Raw genomic sequence first — 18949 nt, forward strand, 5'->3', positions numbered from 1 at the left:
CCCGCAGGACTCCAGGAGAATCTGGTCGATCTTCCGGAAGACGGCATGTGCCACTGACGCTGCTGCCGCCGAGGTGCGCCCGCCCGACGCGAACTGAGGCCTCGTCGATCGGGATGACCCGGCCGTCACGGGAGGCGGAGGAGCCAGTCAGGGAATCCGCCGCCGCATGCCGGACAGGCGATCTTGGACGGGTCGACGAGGAAGGGCATGGAGCAGTTGTCGCAGATGTGGAGTGCCTTCAGCGCCGCCAGAGTGCCGACCCTCGGCGCTGGTCGACGGACGCTCGTCGGGGTCCGGACTGAAGCGAGAGGCGGAAGAGCCGCTGGAGGTCGGCGTTGATCGCCTCGCGGGGCACGCCTCCGGCGCTCTTCGGCCGGTTCGCGGGCCGGGTCGTGGACAAAGCCGCCCATCATGGCCTGCTCGAACATCTCGGGCGTCGCGTCGCCGCCGGTCAGGTGCAGGAGGAGAACGACCTCGTGCATGGTGACGCCGAAGGCGAACCGGTCGGAGCGCAGGTCGGGAATGGCCGGGTGGCCGTCGCGTAGGGCCGCCCGGAGCTCCGGGGCGATGTGAGAGGATCTCAGCCGACCATGGGCGGGGAGAGACGCGGGGCCCGGCGAAGTTGTCGAAGTCGATGATCCCGGGCTGGAGCGTGTCGCCCGCCACCGCGACGAGAACGTTCGAGGCGTGGAGGTTGCCATGCCGACGATGCCGGCTGTGGAGCGTCGACCGCGTGGGCCAGGGCGACCGCAAGCGAGGGTGTGGAAGATGGTGAGGCCTGGTGGGGAGGACCTCTTCGAGCGGTTCTCGGGAAGAGCTCGCGGCGACGTAGCCGACGCCCGACGGGCCGACGACGAGGTCGCGGGGGCCGATCAGGACCGGGCAGAGCCTATCGAGGCGCTGGGCGATGAGGTACTCGAGGCGCCGTTGCGTCTCGGCGCGGTCGAAAGCGGTCGTGGAAGAGCTTGAGGACGCCGGGTGTGCCGGTCCGCGACCGTTTGACGAGATAGGCGCAGCCCTGGCCGCCCGGCGCCAAGGCTTTCTCGATGGTCACCGACTCCCCGGAGGCGCACTGTGATGACGGTTCTGGCGGCGAGCACGGATCACCTCCCGGCCAGCGCCGGCCGCTGGACGGTGACGGCGGGGGCTGTCGCCCGGAGGGGCGGGCGTGCAGAGGATCGCGAAGCTGAGGTTGTCGTCGCAGACGTACCAGGAGCCGTCCCTGGCGGAGGCGAAGTCGGAGACGACGAGGAGGCCACGGCCTGGGCGTCGCCGTCGTGGGAGCCGAGGAGCCGAACGACGAAGCGGCGAAGCCTTCCGGAACCCGGTCGAAGACACCGTCCGTGCCGACGAGGAGAGTTGTCACCAGCGCGGCGGGGAGCTTGCCGACGACGGGCGTTCCCTGAAGGACGGGACCGAGGCTCCCGGCGACGATGTTGGCGATGCCGTCGGCCTTCTGCGGGACGAGGAACGTATCGATCGTCCCCTGCCCAGACGACGACGCCTCCGCCGTCACCGAGGTAGCAGTAGCCGTACGTTGAAGGAGTGCCGACAACGACGATCAGAGTCGAGCGAAAGCCGTCCGGGGTCCGGCCGCCCTGCTGCCGGGCCTGCCGGCAGAAGGCCGCCGCGCTGTCGAGGAGCTTGCCCGGCCACGAGCCCGGGTGGGCGGGAACCGCTGGCGACGTTCCGAGCGCCTCGGCGGCCGAAGAGCGGCGGCTCCCACCGCATGAGCCGGGCGGCCTCCCTTCCCGTGCGGGAGGCCCACCGGGGCCGTCCGCGACGGCGAGCACCGCCGTCGAGTTGACCTCGAAGGCGATCGCGGCATCCTGGTTCTCCTTCGGACGTTTCCGGTGATTGAAGCGACGCCGGCGCCCCAGCTGCGCGTGGCGGCCCTCGGCAGCGTCGCTACACCGCGGCGCTTGGCTTCGGCTATGAGGGCGCCAGGGGCGGCCTCGGGGCTCTCGGCGTTCAAGAGGGCCGGAGGTTCCGGGGAGCGGGTGGTCGGCACCTCGCTCTCCACCGCGCGATCGAGGGCGAAGTGATCTGGGCCTCGAGCCGAGGGCCGCCTCTATGCGTCCAAGCCGGAGCCGAGCTTCCGGCGGTCCCATGCGAGGTAACCGAGCCCCGAGAGAAACGCCATGCCGACGACGGTCTCGATTCCGGAAGAGGATTTCTGCTGCGGCACGCTCCCCGCGGCGGGTCGACCGGCGGGCGCCCCGGAGTTCGGCGTCGGCAGGAGGACCGGTGTGCGCGCTTCAGATGTATCGGGCTCTGGCGAGGTGCTCTCCGCGTGGGCGACCGCCTCGACCTTCACGTTCGGCTCCGCCGACGCCTGCACCGGGAGGGTGGCGCGCTCGCTGTCCTGTGGTTTCGGGGACGGGGCCTTCGGCTTCGATGACTTCGAGCTCGGGCGCTTCTGCACGGCGGGCAGCTCCTCGGGAGACGGAGAGGCGGAAGTGGCCACGGGGGTCGGGGCCGGAAGCTCCTGGGCGAGCACTCCGCTCGCCATGAGCAGCATCACGAGGAGGACGACGGCGGCCGCCACGGCGAAGAGCGCGACGGCCCACTCGACGATCGGCCACCACTTAGGGAGGTGACGCGGCGTGGGGAGGCGCCGAGGCGAGGGAACCGGGTGGGGGCGGGTGGGTTTCCTCTCGGCCGGCCGGCGGGCAGGGTGCCGGCCGACCGAGACGGCGACGGGCGAGCGGGCGGGCGACGGGGAGGTAGGAAGAGGCGAGACGGGTGCCGGAGCCGGAGCCGGCGCCGCGGGAGCACGCGGAACGGCGACCGACAGGCTCGGCGAATGACCGTCGACACCGATCTGCTGGAGGTAGTCCAGATGCTCCGGAGGGGGGACGGCGCGGCTCACGGCAGCCCTCACCGGGTGATCGACGCGAGGGGCCGGCGGCCGGGACACCGGCGGCGATGGAGCGGGTGAGCGTGGCCCCGACGGCTGCGAAGAACTTCCGGAGTTCCCGGCCGTCGCGGCACCGGTAGGCGTGCGCCGGCGAGGAAGCGATCTCGCGGAGGAACGCTTCGTCGGCGTCGGAGCCGAAGGCGACCGTCACCACGTCCGCAACCGCCTTCAAGCTGGCCGCGACCGTCCGGGCGTCGCCGCCGCAGTTGGGCCGGCCGTCGGAGAAGAGGAGGACGACCGGGCGCGACGCGGCGAGGTCCGCCGGAGCGCCGCGGGCGATTCGCTCCGCCTCGGAGAGGGCATCCGCGACGTTCGTCGAGCCGGAGGCGGTAAGCGGCGCGAGGTGCCCGACGAGGGTGTCGGCGGCTTCTGGCGGCTGGACATTCGAGACGGACGTCGAGAAGTCGATCACCGCGATGGTGAAAGCACCGCCGCTGGCGGGAGCGGCGAGCTCGGCGGCGAGCGTGCGGGAAGCGGCGTCCGCCTCCCGCGCCTTCTCGCCGGACATCGACGACGACGCGTCCCGGACGAGGATTGCGAGCTGCTGCCTGCGGCACGCGGTCAAGGGCCGGGCGAGTCCGGTCGAGAAGGTGCCGACGCGCTGGAGGGTGGGGATGACGCTCTTCACCGCGCACCTCCCGGCATCGTCATCGGGAGCGTGCCCCCAGCGCCGAAGGTCGCGATGAGCGATGCGCTCACCTGGGCGGCCGCATTCCGCAGTTCGGTGCGATCCGGCGTGTTCGAGATCGGCATCAGGAGTCCACCTGCCGCGCTCACGAGGGCCTCGAGCTCCCTTCGTCTTCTGGCAGACGGCGTAGAAGAGCAGGTCCTTGTCGCGGATCGCCTTCCCGATCTGCGTCGCGGTCGCCCCGGTCCGGTCGGGCTTCGTGTCGTCTGTGAGGAAGGCGACGAAGGCGCCGCGCGTCCGGCTCTTGTCCATGGGCCAGGGAACCGTCTCGAGGAAGTTGCGGATGCCGTCGAGGTGAGTCTCGGGTGCGTCGCCGCCGCCGCCGAAGGTGATGCCGCGGATGTCGGCCATCGCCTGCTCGCGCGTCCCGCCGGCAGTGTGGAGGACCGGCGGGCGGCTGGGCGAATGGACGACATCTTCGGGACGAGGAGGGACCCCTGTTTCCGGTTGGCGCCGATCGACGTCCCGAGCGCGGCCCCGCACGTGGGGCAAGTCGGCGGGAGCGTCCCCGTGAAAATGGACTGGCACGACGGGCAGAGCGTCAGTGGGTTTCTTCGAGGGAGCAAAGGTGGTCATGTGGATCTCCTTTCGGTGTGGTCCGGTGCGCCTGCGACCTTCACCCGAAGGGACTCTCCTGCCCTGCACTCCGTCGAACTGACTCACTTCGGCGTGCTGAAGAGCAACTGCAGCGCCCAGCGCCCTTTCGCCGCTCACTCATTCGCTCGCGCCCCTAAGCGCCGCGAAGCCGAAGGGTGCGAAATGTCTGTGGCGTGCGGGCTTACGCCGGACCGGGGTGCGAAGGCGACTTTGCACCCACCGTGAGCAGGGTCCGGAGGGCGGCGAATGCCGGCCGGCCGGCCGCTGGGGGCAGGGAGTCGACGACGACCGGAAGGGCGATCGAGGCGGAGGCCACAGCCTGCTGGATGGCCGCCACACGCCTGGAGCCCCGGGTCAGCACGGAGATGAAGGCCGGAGACGTTCCGGCGAAGGGGACGAGCGTCTCAGCGAGGGCGACGAGCCTCGGGACGAACGTCCGCCGGATCGCCTCCGTCCCGATGTCGATTTCGAGGGCCAGGAAATGCCCGGGGCTCTCACGCGTGGGCCGCCAGATGGCCAGGACGTCCGGAATCGCGGCTGGCCGCGGGTTCCACCGGCGCTCGAGGACCCAGGACGGCTGTGCCGAGGTCGGAGGGGCCGGGAGCCTCTCGATGATGAGGCGGCAGTCGACGACCCAGAGGTGATGGGCGACAGCCGACTGGGCGAGCGGGGCACGAAGGAGGAAGAGCTCGTCGTCGCGGGCGCCGTTTCTCTCGACGACGGCATCGCGGCCGGCCGGCCGGAGACGCAGGCGGTTGATGCCGACCTTGTTCCACCGCTCGATGGCGAGGAGGCCCCGCGCAGCAAGCTTCCGAATTCGACGCGAGACGACAGCCTCGCCGAGTCCGGGAAAGACCGCTTCGTGGAGCTGGTACTGCGCAGCCTCTTGCGACCGGCCGATGAACGCGAGCGCGGAGACGTCGCGATCGGTGAGCGTCTCGGGGGGCCGTCGCGGGTCGAGCGGCCCGATCGCCGCGGACCGGGGCCGCCCCGAACTTCCCGTTGCTCCGGAGAGGATGACGAGGTCGCTTCGAGCGCTGTCTCCTCGGTCCGGCGGTTCGTGCGGGGTCGGCCCCGGGTCGGCGCCCGCCCGGTCGGAGAGCACCATGGTCCTAGAACGCGACGGCTCGCGCCGGGAGAGTCTCGACGAACGTCGCCTGCTGCCTGAACTGGCGACGCACGTAGTGATCGATAGACGACGCCACGCGATCCGTGAGGTGCTCGGGGACGGTCACAGCGTACGACCGTGACCGGTCTCGCATCACGCGACCGTCGGGCGCCCTCCAGGCTCCCTCGACGTCGCCGCGGCGGGTGAAGCCGCCGGCAAGCTGGACGAGGAAGTCCTCGAAGGCGGCGAAGGCCGCGTCGGAGAACGGGGCGGTGTCGTTGTCCGCGAGCGGAACGAGGAGCTCGAGTCGGGTCGTGTCGCGCATTGAGGTGTGAGGAAGGGGATACCAGGCAGCCAGCGAGAGTCGCGTGTTCGGGCCGAGGGCTTCCTTCCGGGAGAGAGGTGTTTCGGTGGAAGTGAGATGCCTCGTGCCCCGCCAGCCGTGGACTGCCATCCTGCCGATCCCGTCCGGGACGGACGTCTCTCGCTCGAGACGAACGGCGGCGGTCGGGGGCGTTCCTGCAGGCCAGAGGGCTGGCGGGGTCGAGAGCAACCTGAGCGAGACGACAGGAGAGCCGGGGTGCGCGCCGGTCCCGGGGAGTGGGTCGGTGTCGGTGTCCGGTCTGGCAGTCAGTGCGGCCAGTGCACGTAGGCACTCCGCGCGAAGAACGCGGCGCCGACGAGTAACCAGGTGAGTGGCTCGCGGACCGCTCGCTCCGCGAACCTGAGAAACACGAACAGCGCGACCGAGAGCACGCGCAGAACGCGGAGCGTGAGCCGAAGCCACACGGATCGGCGGCGCCGACGCTTCGTCGACATAACCGGTGCGATCGAGGGGGTCTGGTCCATAGGGGTGACGGTTTGGAAGTGGTACCGGGATCAGCAGCGCACATGGCTCGGGCGTCCGCCCAAGATCGAATTCTGAAGGGGCGACGGTCACTCCGTGCCCCGCCGGGACGAGGCCGCACTCCGGAGGTGCTGCGGGGGCCACGTCGCCGTTCGCGTGTGGGGCCCGGCAGGTCTTTCGTGCAGCGTCCCGTCCCGGCGGGGCCGGTGGCGACGTCCAGGGGGAAGGGGCCGTCCGGTTGGTGCCGTCAGACGTTCTCGGTGTGGGTGTTCGCGATGCGGACGAGCTCCGGCTGAACGACAGTGGCGATGTCCTCGATCGGGTGCTCGGACCAGACGCGCACGAGGTAGACCGGGATCTCGACGACGCTCCCGAAGAGGAGGACGCGGAGACCGGTGTGCGTCGTGATTTCGATTCGCCCGTCGAGGTGTTCGCGCACGATGGAGCGGAGGTTCTCCCAGTCGGCGTCGTGAAGATCGAGGACGCCTGTAGGCGGTTGGACGGCGGGGACGACGATCCCGAAGTGGTTCTGGGGCATAGGGGTGAGGTGTAGGTGGAGTAGCGGGCGGCACCTTCCTTCCTGGCACGAGTGAATGACGAGGTCGTCACGATCAGAAGACCTTCACGGTGGCGTGGCAGCGCGCGCAGTCGAACCAGCGCGTCACCTGCCGGCAGTTCGAGCAGTAGAGGCGGCTCCCGAACTCCGTGACGCCGCAGCGGTGGCAGGTCGAGAGCACGTTGATCGGATTGACGAAGGAGCAGTGGGGACAGGCGATCGTCCCGCGCCGGACGATGGCGAGGCCGCGGGCGATCCTGCGCCACTCGCCAATCGCGCGGATCAGGTAGACCGGCGCGGCGAAGAGGTAGAGCGTCGCCAGCGCCGACAGCCGAAACGCCGTGCGGAACGTCGGGCCCACGTCTATGCCCCCGTCCCCGGTGAGCCACCCATCATCCGAAGGAGGTCCGCGATTCCGCGGACGGGCGCCGCACCCTTGGGGGCAGCCTTCTTCGGTGGAGCCGGCGGGATGGTGGCGCGGTCGACGACGTCGGCCTCGAAGCGGGCGATGAGGTCGGCCGCCGTCTTGGCCGGGACCATCGAGACGGAGGCGATCTCGCGGCGGAAGACCTCGAGGAGCTCGGCCTCGGATCGCTTCGCCATGTCCGAGGGGTCGTTCACCGTCGGGGCGCGCATCGGCAGGGCCGGCTCGCCCTTCACGTGGAGGAAGTACTTCCGGGACGGGAGGCCGACCATGAGGCGACGGAACTCCTTCTGCCTGTCTCCCTCTGAGAGCGCGGCGCCGACCTCGTCGACGAGGAGGTGGGGATAGATCCAGTCCGCTTCCTCGTGGGAGCGGGAAAATCGCCCACCACCACGTGTTGAGCTGGAGCGTCCGGACCATGGGGCCGGGCAGGGCGTTCGCTACGTCCTGGCCGCAGAAGACGACGCCGAAGCCGACCGAGCGGAGCGTCCGGGCCGCCGTCGTCAGGGGCTCGACGAGCTCGCTCCCGCCGGCCAGGAGCGTCGGCGCTTCCTCGAGGAAGAGGAGGCCCGGGCGCTTCGGGTTCCGGCGCGGCGCGCGGAGGAGGACGTCGGTCACCCGGTGGGCGGCGCGTTCTTTCCCGACGGAGGCGGGGAGCGCCATCCCTGAGCCGTAGTTTCCGAGGGTGATGCGCGGGGAGCCGGCCGGGAGGATGTTCCGGAGCGACGCGGGCGGGATGCCGATCGAGAGCCGGACCTCGGGGAACGACAGGTCGTGCTGGAACCGCCGGAGGAGTGCGTCGGCCGTGGGCCGCGCCATGTGGCGCTCGAGCTCGGCGAAGTAGTTGCGGAGGTCGGGCTCGGCGACGTCGGCGATGACCTTCGCCCGGAACGCCGGATCGGAGTAGAGCTTCGAGACGAACCGGAGGTTCGGCGGGAAGCCCTTCTCCGTGAGGAGCCACGAGAGCATGAACAGGGCCTGCTTCAGCGACTCCGTGTAGGTCTGCGGGCTGGCCTGGACCGTGGCGTCGGTCCGGAGGTGGGCGAGGTAGGCGTTCGAGACGATGCCGTCTGTATTGTCGAAGGGCGTGACGGGGGAGACGGCTTCGCGTGACCAGTCGATGACCCGGACGCGCCGCCGTATCGCCTCCCTGAGAGCGAAGTCGCCGCCGAGGTAGAGGGCGGCGAGGATCTGGCAAGTGAGGCTGTACGTCTCCGTCTTCGGATCGACGAGCTCGATCTCCACCTCGTCGCGGAGGGCCCGGGCGATCAGCTCGATCAGGAGCCCAAGGAGGAACCGGGTCTTGCCCGACCCGGGCGCCCCGATCACGAGGGCGCTCTTCATCGACGTGTCGCCCTTCACACGGACGATCTGGCCGGACGGCAGCCTTCCGAAGGTGAGTGCGCCAGGCCCGGCGAGCCGGCCGCGGACCTCTTCCATCACTTCGGACGAGGGCTTCGGCGGCGCGAGCTTCGGCAGCTCGGCGGCGACGGCCATTTCGTAGGCGCGCTTCCGCTCCCGATGGAGGATCGACCCGACGAAGTCGAGGAAGCTCACGGAGAGCCTCCGAACGGACCGAAGGTCCCGCCGGGCAGGACGGGCTTGGCGGCTTTCGGGTCCACGACCTTCTTCCCGGCCGCCTTCCGGTCGACGTAGTCGGCCCACGGGTCGCGGCTCTTCGGGTTGAAGCGCTTGCGGAGCTGGAGGATTCCGTAGGCGAGGGGAGAGAGGATCAGGAACCCGAGGAGCGTCCCGAGCGCGTCGACGCCGCTGCCAGCGCCGGTTCCGGCGTGGGGCGTGCCGCTCGAGCCGCCCATGGCGCCGATCAGCCCCACGAAGAGCGCCGGCGCCAGCGCCAGGAGGAAGAGCACTCCGGCCCACCTCCGAAGCGTCTGCCCGGCCTTCGTCGCCGAGATCGGCAGCGACAGGACGAAGACGACGCAGGCCGAAGCGATGAGGAACGAGATCACCGATTCCTCAGCGGTCGAGATCGGTCGAACTGTCGCCGGTTCCGTTCCTTCCGGCGTCGCCCGCCTGGCCGTCAACCGCGGCGGAGCCGGAGTCCTTCCGGGTCGCCCGCCGGGCCGCCCGGGTCCCGGCGAGGACCTCCTTCAGCTTCACGTAGACGGGCAACGCCTGGTCGTCCGGGAGCTCGACGCTCGTCGAGTCGTTCGCGGCGCCCTGGATCGAGACGGTGAGGGTGTGCATGGCGTCCTCCTTTCGATAGGAGGACGGTAGGGTTCACGACCGTGGTTGCCGGGACAGCGTCGAACTGCTCATTTCCCCTGGAGCTCAGCGGCGCGGAAGCCGTGGTACTCGGCGAACTTCTCCGCGTCCACGGCCAAGGCCTCGGCGTCCTTGATGTAGCGGTCGCAGTGGTCACGCATTTTGCGGAGCCACGGATTCTCAGGCGCCTTCGGGTGGGTGGCGACGGTCATCTTGTAGTCGGCGTACATCTTTCTGTGCATGGCGGCCTCCTCGCGGTAGGCCGCTGCCTTCTTCCGGTACTCGGCGGCTTTCGCGAGGTGGTCTTCCGCCGTGACGGCAACCTTGGGCGCCTGCGCGCTCTCAGACTGGGGCGCGACTGACTGTGGCAAGGCGAAGGCGCCGGACGCGGAGAGCGCAACGCAGAGGGCGAAAACAGCTGCGCGACCGAGCCGGGCAGCGTCGTGTCCGTTCATGAGTGTCATGTGCGAGTACCTCCGCGCGAATGTCCCCGGACCCCGAGCGTCCGAGGATGGGTGAGCACCAGAGGGCGGGTTGCGAGTCGCCGGACGATCCAAGGCGACCGGCGCCCGTCAGGCCCGGTGTCTTCGGAGGGAATATGCGCGGGCGAGATTAGAGCCGCCTTAGAGGAACGGCGCTTCTCTACTGCGGCTGACTTGAGGACCTTGGCACCGCCAGAATCATGCGGGTGCCGCCTTCGGACCGTTGGAGGGCGCGAATGGTCCCACCGTGCTCGCGCACGATCCACGCGCAGATGGCCAGGCCGAGGCCGGCGCCGCCGTCCACCAGCCGCGTGCGGGCGGCGTCGCTGCGGAAGAACCTCTCGAAGACGCGTTCGAGATCGGACTCAGGGATGCCGGGCCCGTCGTCGTCGACGGCGAGAAACGCGAGCTGGCCCTCGACCCACACTGTGACGCGGACCCCGCCCGCGGCGGCGTGCTGCGCTTCCGCCCCGATTGAGAACCGGACGGCGTTGTCGACGAGGTTGAGGACGAGCTGGCGAAGCCAGCGTTCATCGCCCGGTATGACGACGGCGGGCGCTGGCGCCATTTCGAGGTGGGCTCCGAGGGCGTTGGCCCGCTCCGAGAACGACTCCACCACCTCGCCGGCGAGGATGTCGAGACGAACCGGCTCGAGCTGGAAGGGAACCTTGCCGCTGTCGGCTCGCGCCAGGAGGAGGAGGTCGGCCACGATATGCCGAAGACGGCCCACCTCTTCGTTGAGGCTCGCCATCGCGGAGCGGTATTCGTCCGCCTCCCGTGGCTGACCGAGAGCCACTTCGAGAGTGCTCTGCATGTTCGCGAGCGGGCTTCGGAGCTCGTGGGAGGCGTCGGCGGTGAAGCGCTTCATCGACTCGAACGAGTTCTCGAGACGACTGATCATCTGGTTGAACGTGTCGATGAGCCGGCCGATCTCGTCAGGGACGGGACGGGTCGGGAGCCGGCGGCTGAGCTGTGTCGACTCGATCTCTCTCGCCAGCTCCGTGACCTCGACGACGGGGGCGAGCGCGCGACCGGCGAGCCAGTAGCTGACCGCGGCAGATCCTGCGACCGCGATCGGCGCGAGGAGGAGCAGTGCGAGGCGGAGGTTCGACAGAGGAAGCTCGACGTCTCCCGTTCGCTCCATGACTCGGATGACGCCCTGGCGTCCGGCATGGGACTTGTAGGGCCTCGTGTAGACCCGAAGGAGGCCGCCCTTCTCGACGTACGTGCGGAAGGCCGAGCGTTCTTCGAGGAATTGCGGCCGCGCTGCGAGCTCCTTGGCGGCCGGCACCGACTCGAGGTCGGGCGAGCGGTAGAAGACCGCCGGGTCGCCGTCGACGGAGTGGAACAGAGCGAGCTTCGAGTATCGGTTCAGCTGCGCGACCTGCTCCGGAGTCAGGTGTTCGCAGTCCTCGTGCTGCCCGATGACGGCCTGGATCGCGTCGGCCGTCTCGGTGAGCTCCCGATCGTGGTGGCGGAGGAGCTGGTCGCGGACGATGAAATAGAGACTGAGGCCGAAAGCGGCCAGGATGAGCGTGAGGACGAGGGAGTACCCCAGGGTCAGCCGTCCGCGAAACGTCCTTGGCAGCGCTCTCACTTGGGCTCCTTCAGGACGTACCCCGAACCGCGAACCGTCTGGATGAGCTTCACATCGGCGCCCTGGTCGACCTTCTTTCGGAGGTAATTGATGTAGACCTCGACGAGGTTCGAGCCGCCGTCGTAGTCGAGGTCCCAAACGTGATCCAGGATCATGGCGCGTGTCAGGACGACCCCCTTCCGCTTCATGAGGTATTCGAGGAGGCCGAATTCCTTTGAGGTGAGCTCGATCGGCCGGTTCCCGCGACGCACCGAACGGTGCACGGTGTCGAGCTCGAGGTCCCCGGCGGTGAGCGTGGTGACGGGCTCGGCCGCAGGGCGCCGGCTGATCGCCCTGAGGCGCGCGAGGAGCTCCTGAAAGCTGAAGGGCTTCGGAAGGTAGTCGTCCGCTCCGAGGTCCAGTCCCCGGACCCGGTCCTCGACTGCGGACCGGGCGCTGAGGATGAGGACGGGCGTCGCCCGGTGGCGGGTCCGCAGCTCGCGCAGGATGTCGAGGCCGCTCTTGCCGGGGAGCATCACATCCAGGATGAGAGCGTCGTAGTCGACTCCGAGCGCAAGCTCGAGCCCCAGGCGCCCATCCGGTGCCACATCCACGGCGAATCCGTGTTCCTTCAGCCCCTGCCGGATGCTGTCCAGAAGCTTCGGGTCATCTTCAACGACGAGCACTCTCATGCGTTTCACCGGCCGAATCGAAGGGTCTCACGATACCGCGGCACTAATCCGTTTCTAATGTTGGGGGGGTAAGTTCCCTGCGAGCCGAGTTGATCGTGTTTCGCCAGCAGAACCCCGCAGCCCGCACGCAGATGCCTCCCGAGACCGCCAGAGGCGGAAATCGGGGGCGCTGGTTCTATCGTGGGGCGGCTCTGGCTCTCTCCGTGCTCCTGCTCGGCGCGAACGTCGCGCCGGCTACCTGCGCGGCGACCGCGGCCCGCTGGCTGGGGGGCGAGCATCGGGGAGCCCGGGGGATTGCTGCGGTGGCGCGGTTCGCCCGGCGGGAACCCCGGGGGACACCCTGTCGGACGACTCAGAGGGGTGCTGCTGCCCGCCCGGGGGGCCCTGCAGCGTTTCTCGGGACCCCCGGGGCCCGGAAGGGCCGCCGCCCGAGGGTACGGCCCGGGCCGGGGTCTCGGAGTCGCCGGGTCGGGAAGTTGACCTGGACCTTGGTTCGGCGCGCCAGAACCTGCGGACACTGGTGCGGCGCCGGCCCGGGGACGGCCTGCTCTTCCTCCGGATCGGCATTCTCAGGATCTGATCCTGGGGCGTGGCCTTTTCGTCGCTGCCTGACGCAGGCGGCGCCCGACCACCGGAGCACGAGGTGAAGAGATGTCCATCCTATGGTCCCGACGGGGAGTCGCGCTCTGCGCCCTCCTGTCCGTCGCTGCATTCAAAACCCAGGGGGTAGAGCCTCCGCCGCCGGTGGATCGCGCCGAGGTGGAGCGTCTCGTCGCGGAGGCGCTCGAGGCGAATCCCGAGATCCGGTCGGCGCGGGCCACGGCAGCCTCTGCGGAGGCGCGGATTGACCCTGCCGGCGCTCTGCCGGACCCGATGGTCTCGCTGAGCTACGAGAACGACGGAGTTTCGCCCTCGCTCGGGACGATGGAGATGACGCGTCTCCAGCTGATGGCGCAGCAGGCGATTCCGTACCCGGGGAAGCTCCGTCTCGCCCGGGAGGTCGCGCAGAAGGACGCCGAGAGGGCGGGGACAGTGCCCCAGCGGGTCGTCCTCACAATCGGGGCTTCGGTCCGCCGCGCCTACGCGGACCTCCTCGAGGCACGCGAAGCCTTGCGGCTCGTGGACGAGCAGGCCGAAACGTGGAAAGGCATCGAGGAAGTAACCCGAGGTCGGTACGCGGCGGGTCTCGCGAGCCAGCAGGACGTCCTCCGAGCGCAGAGCGAGCGGACGCGGCTTCTTCAAGAGCGCCGCCGCGAGGAAGCAGCCGAGCTGACGGCCCTGAGCGAGCTGCGTCAGCTCCTCTTTCGGCCGCCTGACGCGCCTATTCCTACCGAGCAGCGCCTCACACCGGGACGCCTCGTGACGATCCCCTCGAGCGCGGAGACCCTCGCACGGGCCGTCGACGAGACCCCGGAGCTGAAGGAGATCGCACTCGTGAGGGAACGATCCAAGCTCTCCGTCGATCTCGCGCGCCGAAACCTCATGCCCGACTTCGTCGCCTCGGCCGCATACATGAACCGTGGAGGGCTCCCGCTCATGTGGTCCGCCGGCCTCGGCGTCTCGATCCCTCTCTGGGCCGGCCAGAAGCAGCGGCCGCTCATCGTGGAGGCCGAGACCCTCGCCTCAGCGGCAGCCGCCACCGAGGAGTCCCTCCGTCGCCGAGTCCAGGCTGCGACCGAGGAGCGTCTCATCCGCCTCAACCAGCTTGCCCAGGAAGCGCGGCTCGATGCCGAGGGAATCCTCGTGCAGGACCAGCTCTCCGTCGATGCCGCCCTCGCCAGCTACCGGACCGGCACCGTCCCCTTCGTGACGGTGCTCGAGGCGATCGGCACGTACTTCGGCGATCGCCGAGCCGCCCTCGGACGGCTGGCGAGCCTGATCCGCGCGCTGGCCGACCTCGAGGAGTTCTCTCCCGAGCGGAGCAGCCAGGCGCCCATGGCGTCTAAGACAGCCCCGGCGGCCGCCTCGGCCAGCCCGAAGATGTGAGCAGAGAAATGAAGAAGAAGCGCGTCCTCACGATCACCCTCACCGTCGCTCTGTTTGTCGTTGCCGGCGGGGTCGTCCTGGTCTCGTCCGCATGCCAGAAGAGTGGTGAACACTCGGCTGCCGCCAAGCGGTTTCACTGCCCGATGCACCCGGACGTCGTCAAGGACGGTCCCGGCGACTGCCCGATCTGCGGCATGAAGCTCGTCCCCATCGAGGAAGAGGCCCACCAGGCCGCGGTGGCGGGAACTGCCGCTCCGTCCGGGGAAAGGAAGATCCTCTTCTACCGGTCCCCGATGAATCCGCAGGAGACGTCGCCCACCCCGAAGAAGGACTCTATGGGGATGGACTTCGTCGCGGTCTACTCGGACGAAGTCGACGCGGGAGCGAAGGGGCCGGAGGGTCTCGCCACGGTCACGATCGACGCCCAGAAGCAGCAGCTGCTGGGTCTCAAGACGATCGAGGTGAAGAGGGCCTCCTTCGAAACGTCCATCCGGACGACCGGACGCGTCGCCTATGACGAGCGCAGGGTCCACCACGTCCACACGCGCTACGAGGCTTACGTCGAAGCGATCGAAGCGGACTACACGGGAAAGTACGTCAAGAAGGGCGACGTCCTGGTGAAGGTCTACAGCCCGGAGCTGTACGCGACGCAGCGGGAGTACCTGATGGCGCTCAGGGCGGCGAAGTCCACCTCGGGATCGGCGATTCCGTCCGTCTCGCAGGGTGGGCAGGACCTCGTCGCCGCCGCCCGGCAGAGGCTTCTCCTGTGGGACATCACCCCTCAGGACATCGACGCCCTCGAAAAGCGCGGCGAGCCGACCAGGACGCTGAACATCTACGCTCCGATCTCCGGATTCGTCACGGGCCGGATGGCCTATCACGGGATGAAGGTCATGCCGGCCGATTCGCTGTTCGACATCGTCGACCTCTCCGCTGTCTGGGTCATCGCGGACGTCTACGAGTACGAACTCCCGCGGCTCTCGCTCGGCCAGACGGCGGCCATGACGCTCTCGTACTGGCCCGGGAAGTCCTGGACGGGGCGCGTCACCTACGTCTACCCGGCCGTCGACGAGATGACACGAACCGTGAAGGTGCGTCTCGAGTTCGCGAACCCCAAGGCGGAGCTGAAGCCCGAGATGTACGCCCAGGTCACGATTCACGGGCAGTCCAGGGAAGCGCTCGTCCTTCCCGACGACGTCGTCATCGACAGCGGCACACGAAAGGTCGTGTTCGTGGCAGAGGGGAAGGGAAGACTCTCGCCGCGTGAGATCTCCGTTGGTGACCATGCCGGCGGCCAGTACGAGGTGACGGGAGGCCTCTCCGCAGGGGAGACCGTCGCGCGGGGCGCCAATTTCCTCGTCGACTCGGAGTCGCGCCTGAAGGCTGCTCTTTCCGCGATGACCACAGCCTCGCCCACGAAGGCGCCCGGCGAGAGGACGAAGGCGCCCGAGCCGCCCTCGCCGTCGGCGACGCCTGCCGGCCACGCCCACTGAAGGAGGACGCGATGAGCCACGCGAGCCCCAGCGAGGGCGGAGGCGAAGGGGTGATCAAGCGGATCATCCGTTTCTCCGCCGAGAACAAGTACCTCGTCCTCTCCCTCTACGTCGTCGCCATCCTGATCGCCGTCTGGGTCATGAAGCGGACGCCCCTCGACGCGATCCCGGACCAGTCCGACACGCAGGTCATCATCTACTCGAAGTGGGACCGAAGCCCCGACATCATCGAGGACCAGGTCACGTACCCGATCGTCACCGCCCTCCTGGGCGCGCCGAAGGTCAAGACGATCCGGGGCTCCTCCGACTTCGGCTTCTCCTACGTCTACGTCATCTTCGAGGACGGCACCGACCTCTACTGGGCCCGCTCCCGCGTCCTCGAGTACCTCTCGAAGATTCAGGGGAGCCTCCCCCAGGGGGTCAAGACCGAGATGGGCTCCGACGCGACGAGCGTCGGGTGGGTCTTCCAGTACGCGCTCGTCGACGAGTCGGGAACGAACAGCACCGACGAGCTGAGAACTTACCAGGACTGGTTCCTCAGGTACGCGGTCCAGTCGGTGCCGGGCGTGGCCGAGGTCGCGACGGTCGGCGGGCGGCAGAGGCAGTACCAGGTGACGATCGACCCGAACGTCCTCTCCGCCTACGGCGTGCCTCTCTCCCGCGTCGCCGAGGCGATCCGGATGAGCAACGAGGAGGTCGGCGGCCGTCTCATCGAGCTCTCGGGGCGGGAGTACATGGTGCGCGGGCGCGGCTACCTGAAGTCGGTCAAGGACATCGAGCAGATCGTCCTGAAGACGAACGAGAGGGGCACCCCGCTCACGGTCGGCGACGTCGGCCGGGTCTCGCTCGGCCCCGAGATCCGGCGGGGCGTCGCGGACCTCGACGGCGAGGGCGACGTCGTCGGCGGCATCGTGGTGATGCGAAGCGGCGAGAACGCCCTCAACGTCATCGAGCGGGTGAAGCAGAAGCTGAAGGACATCGAGCCCTCGCTGCCGAAGGGCGTGAAGGTCGTCACCACCTACGACCGCTCGGACCTCATCGAGCGCTCCATCGACACGCTGAAGGGGAAGCTGATCGAGGAGATCATCGTCGTCTCGATCATCATCCTGATCTTTCTCTGGCATGTCCCAAGCGCGATCGTCCCCATCCTCACGATTCCGATCTCGGTCGTCCTCGCGTTCATCCCGTTCGGGCAGCTCGGGCTGACGATCAACATCATGTCCCTCGCCGGGATCGCGATCTCGATCGGCGTCCTCGTCGACGGCGCGATCGTCGAGGTCGAGAACGCCTACAAGAAGCTCCAGCTCTGGAACGACGGAGGGCGGCCGGGCGACTTCCACAAGGTGCGCCTCGAAGCGCTCATGGAGGTCGGGCCGTCCGTCTTCTTCTCGCTCCTCGTCATCGCCGTCGCCTTCCTTCCCGTCTTCACGCTCGTCGACCAGGAGGGGCGCCTCTTCCGGCCGCTCGCCTACTCGAAGAACCTCGCCATGGCGATCGCAGCGTTCCTCGCGATCACGCTCGACCCGGCGCTGCGGATGCTCTTCGCGCGGATGGACTTCCTCCACTTCCGGCCGAAGTGGCTCGCCTGGGTCGTCAACCAGGTCATCGTCGGGAAGTACTACGCCGAGGAGAAGCACCCGGTCTCGAGGCTCCTCCACAGGATCTACGAGCCTCCCTGCCGGTTCGTCCTGAAGCACCCGAAGTCGACGATCGCCGCCGCCCTCCTCGCGATGGTCGCGACCGTGCCGGTCTTCTTGAAGCTCGGCTCGGAGTTCATGCCGCCCCTCTACGAGGGGAGCATCCTCTACATGCCGACGACCATGCCCGGCATCTCCGTCACGGAGGCCGAGCGGCTCCTGCAGGTGCAGGACCGGATCCTGAAGTCGTTCCCCGAGGTCGAACGGGTCTTCGGCAAGGCGGGCCGCGCCGACAGCTCGACGGACCCGGCTCCGTTCTCGATGATGGAGACGACCGTCATCCTCAAGCCCGAGAACGAATGGCGGGCACGCGAGCGCTGGTACTCTGCCTGGTCGCCGGAGTGGCTCGCGTCGGTCTTCCGCCACGTCTGGCGCGACCGCATCTCGCACGATGAGCTCGTCGACGAGATGGACCGGGCGCTGAAGATCCCCGGAACGACGAACGCCTGGACGATGCCCATCAAGGCCCGCATCGACATGCTCTCGACCGGCATCCGGACGCCGATCGGAATCAAGGTCTTCGGCTCAGACCTGAACGAGATCGAGCGGATCGGCAAGGAGATCGAGACGGCCGTGAGGGCCGTCCCCGCGACCCGCTCGGCCTTCGCGGAACGGGTCGCGGGCGGCTACTTCATCGACTTCGAGCTCAAGCGCGACCAGCTCGCCCGCTACGGTCTCACCGTGGACGACGCGAACATGGTCATCATGACGGCGATCGGCGGCGAGCCGATCACGACCCTCATCAAGGGGCGCGAGCGCTACTCCGTCTCGCTCCGCTACCCCCGCGAGCTCCGTGAAGACCTCACGCAGCTCGAGCGGGTGCTCGTCCCGACGATGTCCGGGGCGCAGGTCCCGATGGGACAGCTCGCCGACATCCGGCTCGTCCAGGGACCCTCGATGATCCGCAACGAGAACGGCCTCCTCTCGGGGTACGTCTACGTCGACTTCGACACCGGAAAGGAGGACGTCGGCGGGTTCGTCGAGGAGGCGAAGAAGGCCGTCGCCGAGAGGGTCACGCTCCCCTCCGGCTATACCCTCGTCTGGAGCGGCCAGTTCGAGAACATGATCCGCGTCCGGGAGCGGCTGAAGGTCGTCATCCCGATCACGCTCGTCCTCATCTGGCTCCTCATGTACATGAACACGAAGTCGGCGATGAAGACCTTCATCGTCCTCCTCGCCGTGCCCTTCTCGATCATCGGGGCCGTCTGGTTCCTCTGGATCCTCGGCTACAACATGTCGATCGCGGTCTGGGTCGGCGTCATCGCCCTCATGGGCCTCGACGCCGAGACGGGCGTCTTCATGCTCCTCTTCCTCGATCTCTCGTATGACGAGGCGAAGGCGAAGGGCCTCCTCCGCAACAAGGTCGAGCTGATCGAGGCGATCATCCACGGCGCCGTCAAGCGGGTCCGGCCGAAGGCGATGACCGTCTTCGCCGCGATGCTCGGCCTCATGCCGATCATGTGGTCCGTCGGAGCGGGCTCCGACGTCATGAAGAGGATCGCCGCTCCTATGGTCGGCGGCCTCGTCACGTCCTTCGCGCTCGAGCTCCTCGTCTATCCGGCGATCTACATGCTCTGGAAGCAGCGAAGCTTGCCGAAGCCGGACCCGGATGCTCCCGTCCCTGCCCCGGAACCGTCGCTGATTCCGGCATGACGTC

General features: G+C 68.7%; 17 protein-coding genes. 5 read left to right on the forward strand and 12 right to left on the reverse strand.

Going from position 1 to position 18949, the window contains the following annotated elements; genetic code table 11:
- The first annotated feature begins 335 nt into the window (after positions 1–335).
- Together IPN03_05210 and IPN03_05215 are read left to right on the forward strand one after the other, a co-directional pair.
- Positions 336–545 (forward strand): hypothetical protein, encoded by a 210-nt coding sequence (locus tag IPN03_05210; GenBank protein MBK9373124.1) that lies wholly within the window; start codon positions 336–338, stop codon positions 543–545.
- 154 nt (positions 546–699) lie between these two features.
- A complete protein-coding gene (locus IPN03_05215) occupies positions 700–969 on the forward strand; it encodes a hypothetical protein (protein MBK9373125.1) in 270 nt (89 codons plus the stop codon).
- A gap of 134 nt (positions 970–1103) precedes the next feature.
- Here IPN03_05215 and IPN03_05220 read toward each other — a convergent pair whose 3' ends face one another.
- The 12 genes from IPN03_05220 to IPN03_05275 all read right to left on the reverse strand — a co-directional run bounded on the left by IPN03_05220 (position 1104) and on the right by IPN03_05275 (position 12116).
- Positions 1104–2111 (reverse strand): protein phosphatase 2C domain-containing protein, encoded by a 1008-nt coding sequence (locus tag IPN03_05220; GenBank protein MBK9373126.1) that lies wholly within the window; start codon positions 2109–2111, stop codon positions 1104–1106.
- Entirely contained in the window at positions 2072–2548 is a 477-nt protein-coding gene (locus IPN03_05225; GenBank protein MBK9373127.1) for a hypothetical protein, read from the reverse strand. Before IPN03_05225 ends, IPN03_05220 begins: the two co-directional genes overlap by 40 nt.
- Positions 2549–2588: 40 nt before the next feature.
- Positions 2589–3959 carry a VWA domain-containing protein gene (locus IPN03_05230; GenBank protein ID MBK9373128.1) on the reverse strand — a complete coding sequence of 457 codons (1371 nt, stop codon included), beginning with the start codon at positions 3957–3959 and terminating at the stop codon, positions 2589–2591.
- Positions 3960–4386: 427 nt separating this feature from the next.
- Positions 4387–5313 carry a hypothetical protein gene (locus tag IPN03_05235; GenBank protein MBK9373129.1) on the reverse strand — a complete coding sequence of 309 codons (927 nt, stop codon included), beginning with the start codon at positions 5311–5313 and terminating at the stop codon, positions 4387–4389.
- A 4-nt stretch (positions 5314–5317) separates the two neighbouring features.
- Complete coding sequence (locus IPN03_05240) at positions 5318–5638, reverse strand: hypothetical protein (GenBank protein MBK9373130.1); 321 nt, start codon at positions 5636–5638, stop codon at positions 5318–5320.
- A gap of 769 nt (positions 5639–6407) precedes the next feature.
- Complete coding sequence (locus IPN03_05245) at positions 6408–6698, reverse strand: hypothetical protein (protein ID MBK9373131.1); 291 nt, start codon at positions 6696–6698, stop codon at positions 6408–6410.
- Between the two features lie 73 nt (positions 6699–6771).
- Complete coding sequence (locus IPN03_05250) at positions 6772–8697, reverse strand: hypothetical protein (GenBank protein MBK9373132.1); 1926 nt, start codon at positions 8695–8697, stop codon at positions 6772–6774.
- Positions 8694–9110, reverse strand: coding sequence for a hypothetical protein (locus IPN03_05255; protein MBK9373133.1), 417 nt, complete (start codon positions 9108–9110; stop codon positions 8694–8696). The genes IPN03_05250 and IPN03_05255 overlap by 4 nt, the downstream gene beginning before the upstream one ends.
- A gap of 7 nt (positions 9111–9117) precedes the next feature.
- Positions 9118–9348 (reverse strand): hypothetical protein, encoded by a 231-nt coding sequence (locus tag IPN03_05260; GenBank protein MBK9373134.1) that lies wholly within the window; start codon positions 9346–9348, stop codon positions 9118–9120.
- Positions 9349–9416: 68 nt separating this feature from the next.
- Positions 9417–9830 (reverse strand): hypothetical protein, encoded by a 414-nt coding sequence (locus IPN03_05265; protein ID MBK9373135.1) that lies wholly within the window; start codon positions 9828–9830, stop codon positions 9417–9419.
- Positions 9831–10008: 178 nt separating this feature from the next.
- Positions 10009–11445: a HAMP domain-containing protein gene (locus IPN03_05270; GenBank protein ID MBK9373136.1), complete on the reverse strand. Its 1437-nt coding sequence runs from the start codon at positions 11443–11445 to the stop codon at positions 10009–10011.
- Complete coding sequence (locus IPN03_05275) at positions 11442–12116, reverse strand: response regulator transcription factor (protein MBK9373137.1); 675 nt, start codon at positions 12114–12116, stop codon at positions 11442–11444. Before IPN03_05275 ends, IPN03_05270 begins: the two co-directional genes overlap by 4 nt.
- Positions 12117–12767: 651 nt before the next feature.
- Here IPN03_05275 and IPN03_05280 point away from each other — a divergent pair.
- The 3 genes from IPN03_05280 to IPN03_05290 are packed head-to-tail and all read left to right on the forward strand — an operon-like array spanning position 12768 to position 18945.
- Entirely contained in the window at positions 12768–14102 is a 1335-nt protein-coding gene (locus tag IPN03_05280) for a TolC family protein (protein ID MBK9373138.1), read from the forward strand.
- Between the two features lie 8 nt (positions 14103–14110).
- Positions 14111–15595 (forward strand): efflux RND transporter periplasmic adaptor subunit, encoded by a 1485-nt coding sequence (locus IPN03_05285; GenBank protein MBK9373139.1) that lies wholly within the window; start codon positions 14111–14113, stop codon positions 15593–15595.
- 50 nt (positions 15596–15645) lie between these two features.
- Complete coding sequence (locus IPN03_05290; GenBank protein ID MBK9373140.1) at positions 15646–18945, forward strand: efflux RND transporter permease subunit; 3300 nt, start codon at positions 15646–15648, stop codon at positions 18943–18945.
- Positions 18946–18949 lie beyond the last annotated feature (4 nt).

This window comes from Holophagales bacterium, assembly GCA_016719485.1.
Taxonomy (GTDB): Bacteria; Acidobacteriota; Thermoanaerobaculia; order UBA5066; family UBA5066; genus UBA5066.